At 65.6% G+C, this 14,940-nt stretch carries 12 protein-coding genes and 1 pseudogene; 9 read left to right on the top strand and 4 right to left on the bottom strand.

Annotated features, from left to right (window positions below; genetic code table 11):
• Genes C0J29_RS30585 through C0J29_RS30575 form a run of 3 tightly spaced genes read left to right on the top strand, consistent with a single transcriptional unit; the run spans position 1 to position 1,740 of the window.
• Positions 1 to 786 (top strand): TIGR04255 family protein, encoded by a 786-nt coding sequence (locus C0J29_RS30585; RefSeq protein ID WP_162951658.1) that lies wholly within the window; start codon positions 1 to 3, stop codon positions 784 to 786.
• Positions 773 to 1,315 (top strand): hypothetical protein, encoded by a 543-nt coding sequence (locus C0J29_RS30580; RefSeq protein ID WP_162951657.1) that lies wholly within the window; start codon positions 773 to 775, stop codon positions 1,313 to 1,315. The genes C0J29_RS30585 and C0J29_RS30580 overlap by 14 nt, the downstream gene beginning before the upstream one ends.
• On the top strand, positions 1,312 to 1,740 hold the full coding sequence (locus tag C0J29_RS30575; protein ID WP_120795085.1) for a hypothetical protein: 429 nt from the start codon (positions 1,312 to 1,314) through the stop codon (positions 1,738 to 1,740). The genes C0J29_RS30580 and C0J29_RS30575 overlap by 4 nt, the downstream gene beginning before the upstream one ends.
• 1,330 nt (positions 1,741 to 3,070) lie before the next feature.
• On the opposite strand, the gene C0J29_RS30570 is transcribed toward C0J29_RS30575, so the two are convergent.
• Genes C0J29_RS30570 through C0J29_RS30555 form a run of 4 tightly spaced genes read right to left on the bottom strand, consistent with a single transcriptional unit; the run spans position 3,071 to position 5,825 of the window.
• The gene (locus C0J29_RS30570) at positions 3,071 to 3,358 is read right to left on the bottom strand and encodes a hypothetical protein (RefSeq protein WP_120795084.1); all 288 of its coding nucleotides are present in this window, start codon (positions 3,356 to 3,358) and stop codon (positions 3,071 to 3,073) included.
• Position 3,359: 1 nt separating this feature from the next.
• The gene (locus tag C0J29_RS30565; RefSeq protein ID WP_120795083.1) at positions 3,360 to 4,769 is read right to left on the bottom strand and encodes a type IV secretory system conjugative DNA transfer family protein; all 1,410 of its coding nucleotides are present in this window, start codon (positions 4,767 to 4,769) and stop codon (positions 3,360 to 3,362) included.
• Positions 4,769 to 5,431 (bottom strand): hypothetical protein, encoded by a 663-nt coding sequence (locus C0J29_RS30560; protein WP_120795082.1) that lies wholly within the window; start codon positions 5,429 to 5,431, stop codon positions 4,769 to 4,771. The genes C0J29_RS30565 and C0J29_RS30560 overlap by 1 nt, the downstream gene beginning before the upstream one ends.
• Positions 5,415 to 5,825, bottom strand: a complete 411-nt coding sequence (locus C0J29_RS30555; protein WP_120795081.1) for a hypothetical protein — start codon at positions 5,823 to 5,825, stop codon at positions 5,415 to 5,417. Before C0J29_RS30555 ends, C0J29_RS30560 begins: the two co-directional genes overlap by 17 nt.
• 433 nt (positions 5,826 to 6,258) lie before the next feature.
• Between C0J29_RS30555 and C0J29_RS30550 the strand changes: the two genes are divergently transcribed.
• From C0J29_RS30550 to C0J29_RS34905, 6 genes and pseudogenes are all read left to right on the top strand, one after another.
• A complete protein-coding gene (locus C0J29_RS30550; RefSeq protein WP_120795080.1) occupies positions 6,259 to 7,509 on the top strand; it encodes a hypothetical protein in 1,251 nt (416 codons plus the stop codon).
• A 10-nt stretch (positions 7,510 to 7,519) separates the two neighbouring features.
• Positions 7,520 to 8,443 carry a conjugal transfer protein gene (locus C0J29_RS30545; protein ID WP_120795079.1) on the top strand — a complete coding sequence of 308 codons (924 nt, stop codon included), beginning with the start codon at positions 7,520 to 7,522 and terminating at the stop codon, positions 8,441 to 8,443.
• Between the two features lie 57 nt (positions 8,444 to 8,500).
• A complete protein-coding gene (locus C0J29_RS30540) occupies positions 8,501 to 8,788 on the top strand; it encodes a glycosyl transferase family 39 (protein WP_120795078.1) in 288 nt (95 codons plus the stop codon).
• An 88-nt stretch (positions 8,789 to 8,876) separates the two neighbouring features.
• Positions 8,877 to 11,855 (top strand): ATP-binding protein, encoded by a 2,979-nt coding sequence (locus C0J29_RS30535; RefSeq protein WP_120795077.1) that lies wholly within the window; start codon positions 8,877 to 8,879, stop codon positions 11,853 to 11,855.
• The gene (locus C0J29_RS30530; protein ID WP_120795076.1) at positions 11,852 to 13,855 is read left to right on the top strand and encodes a hypothetical protein; all 2,004 of its coding nucleotides are present in this window, start codon (positions 11,852 to 11,854) and stop codon (positions 13,853 to 13,855) included. Before C0J29_RS30535 ends, C0J29_RS30530 begins: the two co-directional genes overlap by 4 nt.
• Positions 13,856 to 14,452: 597 nt before the next feature.
• Positions 14,453 to 14,608: pseudogene (locus C0J29_RS34905) on the top strand (translation initiation factor IF-2 N-terminal domain-containing protein); the annotation flags it as partial.
• Between the last annotated feature and the right edge of the window lie 332 nt (positions 14,609 to 14,940).

The following is a 14,940-nucleotide window of genomic DNA, read 5'->3' as shown; positions in this document are numbered from 1 at the left end:
GTGGCCACTGCAGAAGCTCTCCCCTCGTTCAAACTGCCTCCGGTGATCGAGGTGGCCGTGGGCATCCACTTTCTGCAGTTGCCTGGTCTTGACACCGTGGCGTTGGTCCGCCTGGTCGACAGATGGCGAGAACGTTTCCCAAAAGTTCAGGAACAGGTAGCTCTGCCACCACTAGGGCCGGCGAACTTCATGTTCCAATTCGGAAACTCGGTCGCACCGATTCGGCTGTGGGTTTTGACCGAGGACGAGTCACTACTCATTCAGGTGCAACACGACCGCCTGCTCATCAATTGGCGTAAGCAACAAGGTGACAACCCGTATCCGCGCTATGACGTGTTACGCGCTGAGTTGTCGACGATCTGGAGTGACTTCGAGCGTTACATAGAAGGTGCAGGGTTTGGCGTTCTTCGGCCAAGTGCCGCAGAGGTGACCTTCTTCAATCGGGTACCGGTAGCCGGCGCATCTGATGTACCTCGGGTGATTGATGCGCTCTCAACCACCTTCACTCTCGACGGTCATGTCGCAACAAGGCTTCAGATGGAGCGCCAACTCAGCGAGATGGACGGCCAACCGTTTGGGCGGCAGACAATCTCGCTCGGTTACCCTGCTGACGAGAATGCGCTGCAACTTGAGATCAACTCGATAGTCGCGATAGACGCCGAACTCTCTTCAGTGGACGTTTTCGCCGCCCTTGATGTTGCACATAGAGAAGGCGTAATGATGTTTGATCACGTCACAACGGAGGGCATGCACATCGAATGGGGGAAGACCGATGCCAGTAATTGAACAGTCGCCGATCACGTCGGCGCCCAGAACTGTGCCGACGTTTATTCAAGATGCGGATACTCGTTGGTGGGCCGCCCGGCCCGGACAACCGCAGGTCTCGTACCCGACGCGGTCGGAAGTCATCGTGTACGCACAGAGCGAGCTAGCCAAGCTAACGCGGCTGCCCCGCGGTTGGGACGGCGCCCGCGGCCGCGCGGTGCACACCGCAGTCGCGAACCTTGCGGTGTCCTTGATCAAGGCAATTGCACAGGCTGACGGCCTCGCAACGCCGCAATTTTCGCCGCTCCCCGACGGTGGCCTGAATGTCGTCTGGCTGGTCGATGGTGACCAGCTCACGATCGCGTTTGAGGATGGTGAACTGGCGTTTCGCGGTTACTGGGCCGATGGTCGCGAAGCGTTTGATCATGAACTTGCAGTCAGCAAAGGCCCGACTGACGGCCAACGGCTGTTAGGAGTCGCACTTGATGATTCGCGCATCTTCCTCGAGAAGATCAGTGCAGGAGTTCAACATCAACTGATTCCGCGGTGAAGGCCGACGATCCTCAGATCGGCCCCGAGGAGGTGCTGTACCGATATTCGCCCAGCATCCCTCACGAACACTGGACAGTGACTGACCAGGGAACGAAAAAGGTGTCGATCAGCGTGGCTGCTGTGCGCTTCGATGACGACGGTATCTCCTGCTACCGACACCGAATTCTCGCTGAACACGGACTCAGCTGGGCTGATGTCAAGCGCGAACCCAAGAATGGAGTCTTCTCAATGCTGGTGAAGGATGTTCGTGAGGTCCGCCTCGGCGTGGCGTTCGACCCATACCCTGAAACCGAACAGCCACACCCTCGCGACGTCGCGCACTCCTTAGTCGTCGACAACGATCTACCGAAGAAGCAAGGTAGGAAAGCACGCGAGGACCTAGCCAAGCGGGCGCAGATAATTCACAGCGGTAGCACGGAATAGACGGCAGACGCACGCAAGCCGGTGTGGCGAGCCCAGGCGGCGTCGGCCACTCGGCCGCCGCCACCTGTGGACACGTTTTGGACACAAGCCGGCCCGACCCAACCTTGCGCATCTGCAGGGGGACCCGCTGCCACGGGTACTTGGCCACGGTCAGCACCTCTTCGTCTGGCATTTCCCGGTTGACGAGTTCCTCGGTGATGGTCAGCTCGAAGGTGCATTCCGGGGTGGTGACTTCAAAGGCCCGTTGGTCGGTCCGGTCCTCGCGAGACCCTAGTTGCGCTTTTGCCCACGATCATCTCACACCGCAGTGGTGTCGATGCTGCTGCCGATCACTGCTATCGCATCAACGATGACCTCGTAGACCAGCCAGACAGCGATGGTGATCGCCACGATAAGTCCACTGAGCCAAGGGAATCGACGGGAATCAGTCACTATTCTGCTCTCCATCCGTGATGGGACGCTGATACCGCGACAGCGTTCGGGGAAACCAATATGCGCCCGTCTGGTCCCACGCTGCGGGCGACTTCGAGACGCGGTTCGGATTGGACGCGTTGAAGTGCGGCGCTGGAATCCGCCCCGTGCTCACCGTCGAGCTGTTGGTTGTCCCAGCCCAGGTGTAGATGCATCTCGGCGATGAGGCAGGCCAGTCGACCGGATACGAGGTATGCCCGATCTGCACCCAGGTGGAAAAGTCGGTTCGCAGATGAACGTCACGCACCCGATCGAGTAGCGCCGGAGCCAACGGAACATCTGGTGCGAGGCGGTAGACCTGTGACCCAGACACCGCCGGGTCGACGCACTGCACAACTGCCCGCGCACTGCCCATGTGATCCGCCAACCGCGCGGTGTCCGGCGTGTAGCCCGCCCGAGCCGCGCTTCGGGACGCAACTCGCTAAACCAATGGTCACACCACGCTCGGTACCGTCGATCGGGCGCCTGCGCGCTGTCCGACACATCGCATCCCAGGCCCAGAAGTCTGCAAAGCGTTGCGAGCGAGGCTGATTGGGGTCCGCAGGAAGCAGTTCTGCGACTCGCCCCACAACCACCTGGACCTGATCGGATACCGCGGCCGCCGGCTGGCAGCAATCGCTCAAAATGTCGTCCCAGATCCAGCGTCCGGAAGGGTCGTGCTCGTCAGGCTCCATCAGCCGCGGCGGCCGGTCGGTGAATTCCCAACGGCCGTCCGGATATCGCCAGCCCAAGACGCAGATCCCATGTACGGCCACGCCGCGGTGGCCCTGACCCCCTGGCTCGTCGCCATCGACGAATGTGCGCGCATCGACACCTCGCCGCCGCAGTCCCGCAGCGATCTGTTCGGTGGCAACACCACTCACTGTTCAGCCGATTTCGGTGGGCGCGGCCGGACACCGTGCATTGCGTCGCCGAACAGCACCGCCAGCTCCCACTGCGCTCGCCGGCTTGGACGTTCATCGACGCGGCGCATCACGCCGCGGCGGTGCAGAACGAGTAAGGCGTGGTAAACCTGCTCGGCTACCACCGGACGTTCCTGGCTACCAAGCCTGTTGGCGACCGTGATCCGTGCATCGGTTGTGGTGAGTGGCCCCTCAGCGGTGGCCAGGACCGCCACGAGCTCGGCGCGAAGGTGTGCGGCCTCCATGTCAACGGCCCATCGCTGCCGTTGCCCGGCGATGCCGTTGAGCGACCCATTCCCACAGGCTCTTTGGCTCGCGCTCTCGAAGCTCCGGTTGGCACAGCAGCCTCTTGACCGCGCCGTCGTAGCGCTCCACGAAGGTTCCCCAGTCCGGTAGCTCGGTGATCACGCCGGCCGTTCCCCGCCGCAGCAGCCGCGCGTATCCCTGGTTTGACGGCAGCAGGCGCCGGTAGTCCAGGCTGCTGCTCAGATGCGATGACAACGTCTTGGAACCGCTGGCCTGATCGAAGGTCTCCTGGCGGCGCGTGGTTTGCCGCGACCACTGCTCGGCCCGTTGCAGCATGTCCATCTCCGCGGCCCCGTACATGATCAGCGCGGCGGGGAAAGTGTCGCGTAGCTCGCGCGCGTAGCTGGTTCCGTACACGGTGTCGAATTGGCTCGATGCCTGCACCGACAGCAGCAGATTGACTCCCAGGCCGCGGCCCTCGGAGACGTGGCGACGCAGGGCCGGCATGGGTGCGACGTTCGCGGCCTCGTCGATGAGGATCAGTAGGCGGTGCAGCATTTCCTTGCGGGCCGTCTTGCCGCGCCAGCTGCGCACCAGGTGCTCCAGCAGGGTCACCGCCGCCCCGGCGATGGCGCCTTCGGGGGAAGTCAGGATGTACAGGGTCGCATCCGGTTGACACAGAAACGACTCGTCGAAGGTGGCAGCGGTTATTCCGCGCAGCCCCAACCTCATCCACGGGGTCACGGCCTTGCGCATGGTCAAGGCGATGCTGTCGCGCTGTTTGGGGTCCATGTCCAGTGTCCGCAGCAGCGCATTGCGAAACAGCGGCTGGTCGGCCACGCGCCGTGCGGCGCTATGCCAGCCGGGTGCATCGGGGTGGTTGTCATCCTGGCGGACGTTGTCGACCGCCAGCAGTACCCACTCGATCCCCTTGCCGTTTCCGCATGGTGATGCGGCGTACAGCATCGCGGCCAGGGGTGCTTCCGTATTGGCCTCCCACACCCCCCCATCGGAGACCTGATCGACGCCCGATCCCAGTCCTACCGCCGACATCTGCATCATCGTGTTGGCCGCGGTGACAGCTTGATCCGCAGTAGTGATCAGTGCGGTCGGATCGAACGAGCGGGCCTCGACGTCGCCGGGGTACAACGGTGAATAGTCGGGCCGCAGATCGATGACTTGCTTTGGTCCCCAACGGCGTTGCCCGACAAGCCACATGAGGTCATCTTTTGATGACACGCACACCGCGGGCCCGCCCCACAGCACCGCCGCCGGCGCCAGGACTCCGGTCGTCTTGCCCGTCTCGGTGGGGGCTGAGACCAGCACGTGTGCGGGTGCGTCGGCCAGCACCAGCCGGTCGTCATCGCCGCGGACAAAGCCGCAATACGGGGCGATGGGCCGCGGGCCCATCACTGTGCCTTTCTGATCGGGGTGGGATCGCCCAGCGGGTCGTAGCGGGTAGGGAAAATCCCGGGGCCGGTCAGGTCGTCGGCCTCGAAGCCGAAATCGACTTCATCGGCCTTGCCCGGTGGACGCATCGGCCACCAGTCCCGGGCCCCGTCGACGGCCAGCCACCCCTCCACGATGCCGTAGACACCTGCGGTGAGGAGGGCAGCGGGAATCTGGGCGAGCAGCCACGGGATCCCCACCGCCTCATCCAGGGATGGGCTGGGCCCGATCATCATCACCAGCGCCGGCAGCGGCAATCCGACGACGGCGGCCGACCACATGAACGCGGCGATCGGATACGAGCGCAGTTCGCCAGGGATTAGCTGAACCACCGTTTTCGACAGCGATTTGCCCAGCGCCCAGCCCGCCGGAGCCAGCACGCCTGCCGTCATGAAAATGGCCCAGTCCAGCATTGCGTAAGGCGTTTTCACGGGCCGCATAAACCACGGATGAATAACCTCATCATCGGCGGGATCATCGCGCGCACCGCTCGCTATCGTGTCGCGGTCACGTATTTGACGCGCCAACAGTTCCGCGCGCCTTTTCTGAAATATGAAAGTGTGTTGATGCCGGGCGATCCATTTACGGCGGACCTCGTCGAACGTGTCAGCAGCAACCGGCATCAGCGCTGTCCCTCACCGGCTCTACTGGATCAGTGTAGAAGTCGCCCAGTCGTTGTGCGACGTCCAACAGGAAGTTTTTCAACTCCGTCGCGCAGCGCCCCGTTCCCTCGCGCTCCGCTTCACGCATCGCAGCATCGATCTTGGATGAATACGCGCTGAGCTGCTCAGATATGCGGACAGAGGGGCTTTGGCCCAGCAACGCCCGCTGCGCTGACCCCTCCTGCCAGCCGAGGGCGAAGTCCAGGCGTGCCAGTGTCCGCGCAGTCAGGCCGCCGCCACGCTGACCGGCTTTACGTAGCGTCGACGGGGCCGGGCCACCCGCGCAGGCGAGGTCGTCCCGGGTCCAGCGCAGCTGCGCCAGGCGGTCCTCCACGAAAAAGAACAACCGCTTCATACCGTCTGTTGGCATTGGGTCCACGCCAATGACGGTAACAATCGGTCAAGTTATTCCGCTACGGCCGTCGAATATTCGTTATACCCCCCCTTAAGCTGACCCAAGGTAAGGAGGTTGGGATCATGCGAATGATTATAGGGGCGCTCCAGCGCAGCGGAATGTTACGCCTTAATACTGCGGCGAAAGCCGCACTGTTCGTCGCGCGGCGCACCGCCGTGACCGCGTTGCTCGCGGCGGCCAGCATCCCCGGAGCGTGGCCGAACCGCCGATACCGCAGCCGCCCAGCACGGCGACGTGAGCCGCTCTGCCGCACCCCCCTGATGCACTACCAACGGGCGGTGGCGGGCTCTTCACTTCCCGCGGATGTGACGTCCTGCGCGCCGGTTCGCCGCTGCGACAATCCCAGGCCCCTGACGTCTCGGCGGACCTCTCCGTGAGCGGCACAGCCAACGACCCCGAGCAGCTCTGGTGTCACACCCAAGAGTGGATCAACGACAAGGACGGTCCACTCGTCGGCCCCGAAGGTGGATGCGAACTCGACGCCCTGCCGGGGAAGCTCGATGACCTCCACGCTCTATCGGAGGACCCCGACGACCTCGACGCCCCACCGGGGGAACTCGACGGACCCGACCTTCCTGACCCGCACCCCCAGGCCGGTGAACCGGGCGGCGATGCCGAAGGCCAGGTCCACGAACACCACGCAGACGGGCATGAGGGGGCATCGACCGCTGCTGACTGCGCTCAACCTGACTCCTCGGATGAGCAGGGCACCCAAGCCGGTCACGTCGACACCGGTGAACACGACGAGGACAACCCACCTCCCGATGCCGTCGCTCTCGATCCCGCCGCCGCCGCGGCGGGCGAGGAACCCGGCGCCGAATCACCCCGCTACAACAAGGCCATCGCTCATGCGTTTGCTGCGGCGACCCTGGTGACCACACTGGTGGTCAGCGGGGTGCTGCTGGCGATGCGCCATAGCCCCCATACCGACGACCAAGACCACCCGACCCGTCCCAGTACCCACATCAGCGTCGTGGCCGCGCCCACCACCAGCACCGGGCCCAGCACCGGCGGTCAAGACGCGCCAATCCCCTACACCGCCACCGCCGTCGGTTGCCTGGCCGGATCCAGTGCCGCCCAATCGGTTGCCGGCACCGATCCCACCCAGGCATGGGTGTGTGTGCACGGCGCCACCGTCGGCCAGCACCTGGTGCTCAACCTCGGACGCACCATGGTCATCACCGGCGTCTCGCTGACCCCCGGCTGGGTCGGCACCGACGCTTCCGGCGCCGACCAGTGGCTCCAGCACCTCGTAGTCAAACGGGTGCAGTGGAGCTTCAACGACAGCCCACCCACCGTCATCCCGCAAGAGACCCACGGCGTGCACGGTGACGCTCCCCAGGCACTGCCGGGGCGCGGCGTCCTTGCTTCCCGAATCATCGTGCTCATCCAGGAGACCGGCCGCGCCGCCACTGATCCGGCCCCCAGCTCAGCCCCTAACCCCAACCCCGGCGGCGGTGGGCTGTTCGGCGACATCCTCGGGCCGACACCCAGCCCTGCCGAGCCGGCACCCACCACCACCGCCGTCCTGCCCGGCCTGCCCGCCGACCCATCCCGCACCGACCCCGCCGACCACACGTTCGCGGTGTCGTCGGTCAAAATCTTCGGCCACCCACCCCAGTAAAGGGCCCCCCATGCTGACCAACACCTGGCGCAAACGCCTGGACCGCAGCAGCACCCTGCTTCGCCGCGGCGCACTGATCACCGGCATCGGTTCCTGCGCCGTGGTGGCGATCGCCACCATCTTGGGCTGGTTCTTCGACAGCCCCATCGACGTCGCCGGCCCGGCCCGCACCGCTGTCAACCGCACCGCCCTGATCGGCTCCTACGCCCAGGACTGCGTCACACGCTGGCTCACCGCCACCCAATCCGACCAGCAGTCACTGCACGACTGCTGGACCCTGCGCGACCCCCTGCGGCTGCCCACCACCCCCGCCGTCGTCGTGAATTCTCCTGCGGTATCCGCGGTTACCCTCATCGGCGACACCGGCACAGCCCAGCAATGGAGCGTCGTCGTCTCGGTGTCCGAGCGGCCCTACCAGGCCGCCACCCCGCACACCACCTACTACCGGCTGCCCGTCGTCTACAGCAGCTACGGAGTACGCGCCAGCGCCCTGCCCGCCCGCGTCAACGGCCCAGGGGCCGGTGCCGATGCCCCGCTGGCCTACCCCGCCACCCTGCCCAACACCTCCCCCGCCTTCAGCACCGTCGCGGGATTCCTCACCAGCTACCTCACCGCCGCCGGCGGCCTCGAACGCTACGTCACCCCCGACTCAGGGCTGCTGCCCGCCGCCGACTATCGATCCGCCCAACTGACCCGCCTGAGTGCCAACCACAACGCACCCGACCACGACGTGCCGTCAGAGGGCACCACCCTGCACGTGCTGGCCGCCGTCAACGCAGTCACCGGCCAATTCGCACCCCTGCAAATGGACTACCCCATCTCGCTCACCGTCACCAGCGGGCGATGGACGGTCTCAGCGCTGGACTACGCACCACTTCTGGCCGACAACGCCGAAATGACCCCCGTCATCCCCACCCCCGCGGCACCCCGATAGCCACCGCCACCGGACCCGACCCAACGCTGAAATCAACGCACACGAAGGGCAACTCCCATGTATTTCGCCACATCCACCCCCACGCTGCTCGCGGCCGCCGACCTGGTCTCGGGCAGCCGATCCCTCTACACGATCGGCGTGGCGGTCCTCGTCATCTTCATCCTGCTCGCCGGCGGAATACGTGCCGCCGCAGCATTTTTCGGAGGACGCATCGGCCAAACCGTCGCCTGGGCGCTGACCAGCGTCATCGTCGCCGTCGTCGTCGGTTCCGGCTACGCCATCTACACCTCCAGCAAGCGCACCGTTGACCGCACCGGCATCACCACCGGGCAATTCGGGATGTGACCCCGGCCCCTCGCGACGCCCCACCCGCGCGGGCCGGCCCGGCGGCCCGCGTTCGTGTCCAACATCACGGATTGTCAAAGGGATTCACATGGCTGAGTCAGCACAGATCTTCAAAGGTGTCCACGACACACCCGTCTACACCGACATCCTTTTCCGAAAACCCCTCCGCCTCTGGGTGGCTGTCAGCCTCTACGGAGGCGGCGGCCTGACCATGGTGCTCACTGTGCTCACGCTGGACTCCGGACATGCCCGCGCCACCCTGATCTGCGGGGCGCTGCTCAGCGGCGCCGCAGCCGCGATAGCGGCCCTGATTCCCCGCGGGCGACCCACCCTGCGCTTCCGGCTGCGCAGCTGGTGGCAGGTGCTTCGGCCGGTGCAATCCTCCAGCACCGACAACTCCCTGCTCGCACCACCGACCCGCATCACCTCCAACGTGAGCTTCACCGCCCACGGCGTCCACGCCCACTACCTGATCAGCGGACTGCCCTACTATCTGCAATCCACCAAACGCCGCATCGGCGTCGCTGACCGCCACCAAGTGCTCGCCCGCGAAATCCCTTCCGGTACATGGGTTTACGGCCTCTGCGTTCCGCAGAACCAACGCCAACTCCTGGGCGCCATGCTGCACGGTCACCGCGACAAACACCCCTGGGTCCAGGCCTGCCGCCAGATGGGCCCTGTCATCGCCGGCCAGCAACCCCGCACCCGTATCTACTGGCTGGCACTACCCGTCGACGCCGGCCGCGCCGGGCACAGCCCGGTCGGTCACGCCGCCAAGCTGCGCGACTGGATTATCGGCCGCGACAAAGACTCCGACAACTCCGTTGCCGCCTACCAGCGCCTGGCCCACGACATCATCACCGCCCTGCCCGAAGAATTCACCCCGACACCGGCCAGCGAAGACATGATCGACTGGTTTTGGCGGCACAACGCCTGGCGCGGTGTGTGCAACGACCCGCTGCCACGTCACCGCACCACCTCAGCGGGTGTCGGCGGCCGCTTACCGCCGGCCGACTTCGACGAAGGTGACCAGCAGCACGGCGCCGGGCGGGCCCTGCCACTGCGCGCACTGGCCGCAATCCTGGCGTTAGCCGCAGTCCTCGCCGCAGCCGCCGGAGCCGTTGCGCTCGCGCTGCTCGCCGCGTGCCTCGGCGGGCTGCTCACGGCGGCCTGGACCCTCGGGATTCGCCGAATCCCCTCCTGGGGCAAAACCCTGCGGATCGTCAGCCCCGACGGCCTCCACCCCGACAGCTACCAGGCGATCCTGCCCGTCGTGGATATGCCCAAAGCCGGCATCGTCTTCCCCGGCTCCGAGTTCCTGCAAGCCCTGGACGACCTCGACACCGGAGCCACCTTCGACTTCGCCCTCAACCTCGTCGCACGAAGCCGCGAAATGGAATTCGTGCGCAACGACCGGGCCAAAGGCAACATCGACGACCAGTTCACCCAGCGCCGCGACGTCCGCAACGGTGACGCCGAACTCATCGCCACCGCCCGCCAGCTCGCCGAATACAACCGCCAACTGTCGGCCACCATCGACGAACGCCCCGTTGAAGCCGCATTCCTCATCGCCGTCGGGGCTCCTGACCCGCAAACCCTGGACTACAGCGTCAAACGGCTGCGTGAGGAACTCACCCAATCCGGACAAATCGCCATCCGCCACTACCACGGCGCCCAAACCCGGCTCTGGGCCGCTTTCAACCCTGGCGCACCCAACCACAAGACCGCCGTCGACCAATTCGCTCAACCCACCACCACCAAGAAATGGTCGCGCTTCGTCCCCTTCACCTCATCCATGGTCGGCAACACCACCGGGATCCTGCTGGGCTTCAACACCAACAACGCACTGCGCAGCGCGGTCATGCTCGACTTGCCCGGCACTGCCCGACGCAACCGCAACCCCTGCCTGGTGTGCAGCGGAGCCCTCGGCTACGGCAAGTCCTACGCCGCCAAACGCATCACCCGCGCCGAAATCCAGCGCGGCGCACAAGCATTCATTGTCGACCCCGGCACCGAATGGGAAACCGCGCTCGCCGACGTCACCAACACAGCCGTCATCGACATGGCCGGCAACCGATACAGCTGCGATCCGCTTCGCACCTTCCCCGACGACATCGCCGGCGGATACTGGCTCGACTACATGGTGCCCATGATGGGGATCGATCCCCGCACCACCGGCGTGCAGCGGCTGCGCACCCTACTTGAACCCTCAGCCCGCCGGCGATTCGGCCTCACCAGTACCACCGCGCTGATGACCTATATCGCCGCCATCCAAGCCCCCGGCGGACCCGACCACCGGCCACCGCAGGTCGCCCAACTCGCCACCGACCTCGCCCCCATCCTGGCCGCCCTCAAATCCTGGGCCACCTACGACTTCACCCGAGCCATCTTCGATGACACACTGCCCGTTCCCGACCTCGCCAATCTCGACGTCTCCGTCTGGCTCACCGGCAGTCTCGACCTGCCCAGCGCCGAGGAAATGGCCACCCCGCACCTCTACGAACGTCTCTCAGACCGCAAACGCGCCTCGGTGGCCCTCTACGGCATGCTGGTACGCCTGGCCCGAGTCACGTTCTTCGCCAACACACAACGCTTCGGGCTCATTGTCATCGAGGAAGCCGCCGCCCTCCTGAACTCCCGGGCCGGCGCCGACGACGCCCACCTGATCAGCCGCCGCGCTCGCAAGCACTACACCGGTTTGTTGATCATCACCCAAGACCCCATCGCCGACCTGGCGCTCATGGGCGACCAATTCATCACCCAACAACTCATCATGCCGTTCGAAAACGAAGACCTCGCACGCCAAGTCGCCGCCAAAGTCGGCATCCGCGCCGACGACTACGGCGACATCGAAGAATTCTTCCTCGCCCAACCCAGCGCCGACGAAATGCGCGACCCCACCGGATTCGACGACGCCGACACCTGCGGAACCCCAGACCGAGGCGACCGGAAAGGCTACGGCTTCTTCGTCGACGAATTCCGCCGCAAATCACCCATCAGGGTCGCGGCCGAACCCGACGCAGCCGTCCACGACGCCTACGACACCACACCCGGACGAGCCGCATGAACCCCACGCACCCACCAACATTCACCCGACGTGCAGCGGAGCACCTCGGCTACCACCTGGCCACCAGGCCCCGACTGCGCCGCATCTGCACGCTATGGCTCACCACGCACCTGCTGGCCACCTGGGCGGTCGTGGCCGCCCCGACAGCGGCGGCGTCCACCCTGGCCGGCGCACTGAACTGGACCGGCGTCACCGACAGCCACGCAGTACCGGTCGGCAACTACTACCTCTCGGTCGTGAGCACCAGCGAAGCGCTCACCAGAGCCGGACCCGAACTGACCGCGGACCCCACCAGCTGGACACGCTGGCTGGCCAACGCCGTCACCACCGGGCTCACCCACCAAAGCATCGTCCAGCTGCTCCAACTCGAGGCAGCGCTGTACATCTTCATGATCACCACGGCCCTGTGGCTGATGCGGTTCGCCATGTCTAACACCTGGCTGTACTGGCTTGCCACCTGGTTTCGGCCCCTCTTCGACATCATCCGAGCCCTACTCACCGACCTGTGGGTATTCCCCTTGTGCATGCTTGCCGGGCTAGCCGTAGGCGCCTACCACATCCTCTGGCACGGCCGCAAAGGCCACGGCTCCGGAATCATGTTGTCCACCTTCATCATCGGCATCCTCGGCCTCGTTCTCACCCGAGATCCACTTACCGAGCTCTACAACGAAAACGGGCTGCTCGGCCGAGCACGGGACCTCGGATTCCAGATCGCCCAAGCATTCGCCAACAACGGCCCCGTCACCGGCGGCGGCACCAGTGCCCAACTTCAGCACCTCACCGGCCTCATCGCCGATGCCACATTGCGAATGCCCCTGCAACTGATGAACTTCGGAACTCCCGTTGACGACATCGGCAGCTGCGGCAACGCCTACACCGCGGCCATCCTCAGCGGTAAACCAGACGGCCCCGCCCACGCAATGAGCAACTGCGGCGCCCAACAGGCACTGGCCTTCGCTCAGCAGCTCGACGGCGCCAACCTCGCCCTCGGCGCGTTCTACCTCCTGCTGGGAGCGGCGTTCACCCTGTTCGTCTTCTACGTCACCTACAGCTACGTGATGGTCTGCTGCGCCGCCTTCATCAACGCGCTTTTCGCCGTCGTGGCCGCCGCACCCGCCATGATCCACGGCCGGCCACGCCAGCGTGCGCTGCGGCGCCTGACGCTGTTTTTCAAACACGCTCTGCTGGTCTTCGTCTACACCACCTACGTCTCCGTCGCCGCGGTGATCGTCCTCAAAATGGCCGCGCGCGGAGGCTACGCCGACCAAGTCGGCATGACCCATCCGCTGGCCCGCCTGGTCATGATCGCCCTCATCTCCGCGGTGGCGATCGGCGGACTCTGGTGGCTCAAACGCGAACTCGGCGACCACACCCGCCACGACATCACGCACCTCGTCACCGCCGTGGCCCGCGAAGCCAGCTACGGCTATGTCCGCGGCCGAGCCGGCATCGACCGTGTGCGTGATACCGCGCAGCGCCTGCCAGGCATGTCAACCGCCATACCGGCGGGCACAAGCGTTGACGGACAGGACGATTCACCCCTTACCGGCAACCCCGTCGACGGCCGGCCGCCAGGCGGGCGCCCACCGGGCAGCGGCGGTCGCACCCCATGCCCTGTCGGGCCGACCTCGCCGTCCGGCAGCACGGCCGCCGGTGGCGGCGGGGCCACGCCACCGGCTTCCCGAGCCGCCGCTGCAGCGGCCACCGTCGTACCCGAAGCTGCTGCAGCGGCCGCGGTCGCCACCCAAACCGCCCAGCAGCTGCACCACAGCAACGGCCAGCGCACATCGGCCCCCAACTCGGCTCCACAGGCGCAGCCTCCCCTGCACACACGCGGGCCCGCCGCACCAGACGCCGCCGTGGACATGTCTGGGCCAGCCCCCGGCCGCGCCGGTAACGTTGGGCCACCCGCGGCGGCCACCGCCAGCCAGCCACCGCGCGACCTCCCCCATCCAGTCACCCCGCCTGACTGTCCCCCGGTACAGGGCCGGCAGCGATGAACAACGAAGCGCTAGGAACCCAGACCCATGCCATTGGAGGGCACCTCGTCGAGTTCCTGGCCGTTCGAGGCACAGGTGGCACCGCGAGGGGGCTCCCCCCACCCCCTGGCCCTAGTCCCTCGGTCCCGGGCTGAATCACCGGAAGGTTGCGCGCAACTTGTTCTGCCTCAGCGCGAAGCCGCTTCAACGTCGGATAGAAACTGTTGTGAGCGTTTAGTGATGAGGGCGGGGGCGCTGGCTCGAGCGGAACCACAACCAGTCCGCAGAGCGGCGGTGCCTCCCCCCGCTGGGACGCCCCGCGGTTGGGCTGGGTCATGTCGCGGAGCGCAGGAGCCTGCTAGCCGCAGCGTCTCAGGTCCGTTCGGTCGCCCGCGGCCGCCCTCCCCGAGGCAAGGTTGAAAGAGCGGAAGACCCAAAGCGGCGGGCCGGGTCTTTCTGTGACTGGAAGTTCCAGCCCGGTTCCTTCCCTATTGGGTTCATGGCTGAGCACAGCTTGCCTTTCCGTGTCCGCACGCCCGAATTCACATGTCGCTAGCTCGTCGTAGTCTGCCATTTCAGGGCTTACTGTCGATCTGACGGACCAGGGGGAGCTAAACGATGGGCGGAAAGGCCCGGGTACATGAACTGGCCAAAGAGCTCGGCGTAACTAGCAAGGAGATCCTGGCTCAGCTCGCCGCGGACGGCGAGTCCGCCAAGTCTGCATCCTCAACTATCAAGGCGCCCGTTGCGCGTCGGCTGCGCGAATCGCTCGGGGTCACACAACCGGCTCCGACCGCGGCGCCGGTCAGGCTCAGCGGCGGGCAGCCCGCCCCACCCCCGCCCAGCCGAAAGCATCCGCCGGTAAGCGGGCGCGTCAATCCTCCCTGCTCACCTCCGCCGATGCCCTCGACATATTCAGACGCTATCGAATTGCCTCCGCTTCGCAGAACCCGAGCCAGGCAATCGACGAGCTTTACCGGGAATGTGAAGCCAAGTACGGAATTAAGCGGTCCGCACTGCGCCATGTCGTCGCGAGCGACAGCCTGCGCCGAATAGTCGCCGACGAAGAGCGACGCACTTCATCCAACAAAGGCGCTCCTCGGAAC

Source organism: Mycobacterium paragordonae (genome assembly GCF_003614435.1).
GTDB classification, from domain to species: domain Bacteria; phylum Actinomycetota; class Actinomycetes; order Mycobacteriales; family Mycobacteriaceae; genus Mycobacterium; species Mycobacterium paragordonae.
This window is presented reverse-complemented; position numbering and strand designations above follow the sequence as displayed.